This window comes from Chrysiogenia bacterium, from assembly GCA_020434085.1.
Classification (GTDB): Bacteria; JAGRBM01; JAGRBM01; order JAGRBM01; family JAGRBM01; genus JAGRBM01.
In genome coordinates, this window is sequence record JAGRBM010000463.1 from 1 (window position 1) to 1852 (window position 1852).

Consider the following 1852-nt stretch of genomic DNA (forward strand, 5'->3'; position numbering starts at 1 on the left):
CCAGGGTGTCTTCAATGATTGGCATGCCGGTCATGGCAGGGATCTTTCGGAAATCGGCGGCGGTGGCCGGGGCCCGGAACGGCGATCAACGACGCCGGCGCGAAGGCAAGGGACCAGGCTGGTTCAGGCGCGCGGGCTGCCGCGCAAAGCGCGGGCTCGTCGTCGCAGCTGAATGGCCAGTGACCGGATCATGGTCGCGCCTTAGTCCTCAACCGGGCTGACGTCAAGGAAAACCCGTGGGCTCACCAGTCCCAGACCTCGGGAACCTGACCGCAGGCCTCGGCAATGCGGCGCCGGGTTCCGGCCGTCGTACCCTCAGGCAGGGCGGTGAGATCATGAAACCGGGCCTCGGCGATCTCGGCGGTGGGCCGGAACGGCATCTGGCGGAACTGGCGCAGCACGAAGCAGGCCACGTGATCGCCGGGGAACTGCCGGTCGTTGAGATAGATCCCCATGAGCACGGGCGGCGCATCGGCATGGATGCAAGCCTCCTCGCGCAACTCACGAATCGCCGCCGCCACCACCGTCTCGCCCCGCTCGACGCCGCCCCCCGGCAGAAGCCAGCCGGGCGCATAGGTATGCCGTACCAGAAGCACGCCACCTTCGGGTGACAGAACGACTATGCGGGTGCCGAGCGTCATGCCCCTCGCCTGGCGGTAATAGGGCTGCAGGACGAGCCGGGACACGGCCTTGAAGGCTACACGCTTGAGCATGGCTCTGGATATCAAGCGGCGCATCATTCGCCAAGCTTGAGTTGGCCTGCACTTGGCTCTAAGCCGTGGCCATGAGCCAGTCCATCACCGTGCGGCCGGTCTCCGGCAAGAGCGATCTTCGCGCCTTTCTCGATGTGCCCTTCGCCATCTACCGCGACGATCCCAACTGGATTCCGCCGCTCTACCTTGAGCGCTTCGAGCATCTCGATCCGAAGAAGAATCCCTATTTCCAGCACGCCGACGTTCAATTGTTCCTGGCGGAGCGCGCAGGCCAGCCCGTCGGCCGGATCTCCGCCCAGTTCGACCGGCTGCGCAATGACTGCCACAAGGATGACGTCGGCCAGTTCGGGTTCATCGAGGCCCCCGACGATCCTCAGGTCTTTGCTGCCCTGTTCGACGCCGCCCAGACCTGGCTCGCCGGCCATAACGCCCGCACCATCCAGGGCCCGTTCAATTTTTCCATCAATGATGAGATGGGATGCCTGATCGAAGGCTTCGACACGCCGCCCAACATGATGATGGCCCATGCCCGCCCCTACTACGGGCCGCGGATCGAGGAGCAGGGCTTCGTCAAGGCTAAGGACGTGATCGCTTATGACTACGACGGCCGCCTGCCGATGCCGCCCAAGATGCGCGGCATGATCGACCGGGTACTCACCTCTCGCGACATTTCCATCCGCCCGCTCGACAAGAGACAGCTCGACCGCGAGCTCGGCATCATTTTCGAGATCTTCAATGACGCGTGGACTGAGAATTGGGGCTTCGTCCCGTTCACCGCCGAGGAGCTCAAAGTTCTCGGAAACAACCTCAAGTTCCTCATCAAGGGGGACTATGTGGCAATCGCCAGCTATCGCGGCGAGCCAGCGGCCATGGCGGTAACCCTGCCAAATCTCAACGACTGGATCAGGGATTTGAACGGGCGTCTGCTGCCCTTCGGCTGGGCCAAGCTGATGTGGCGCATGTTTGCCAGGCCGCCACTGTCGGGCCGCCTGCCGCTGCTCGGGGTCAAGAAGAAATTCCACGGCAGTCTGACCGGAACCGCCCTTGCTCTCGGCGTGATCGAGACAGTTTACCGCTATCATACGCCACGCGGCACCTACAAGGGCGAGCTGTCGTGGATCCTGGAAGACAACCTTCCC

The 1852-nt window shown here is 63.5% G+C and carries 2 protein-coding genes; one reads left to right on the top strand and one right to left on the bottom strand.

The window, feature by feature from the left end:
- Nucleotides 1-242: 242 nt before the first annotated feature.
- Nucleotides 243-713 (bottom strand): NUDIX domain-containing protein, encoded by a 471-nt coding sequence (locus KDH09_15680; GenBank protein MCB0221138.1) that lies wholly within the window; start codon nucleotides 711-713, stop codon nucleotides 243-245.
- Nucleotides 714-784: 71 nt separating this feature from the next.
- Here KDH09_15680 and KDH09_15685 point away from each other — a divergent pair.
- Nucleotides 785-1852, top strand: a 1068-nt coding sequence (locus KDH09_15685; GenBank protein ID MCB0221139.1) for an N-acetyltransferase, incomplete at its 3' end; no start/stop codon positions are given.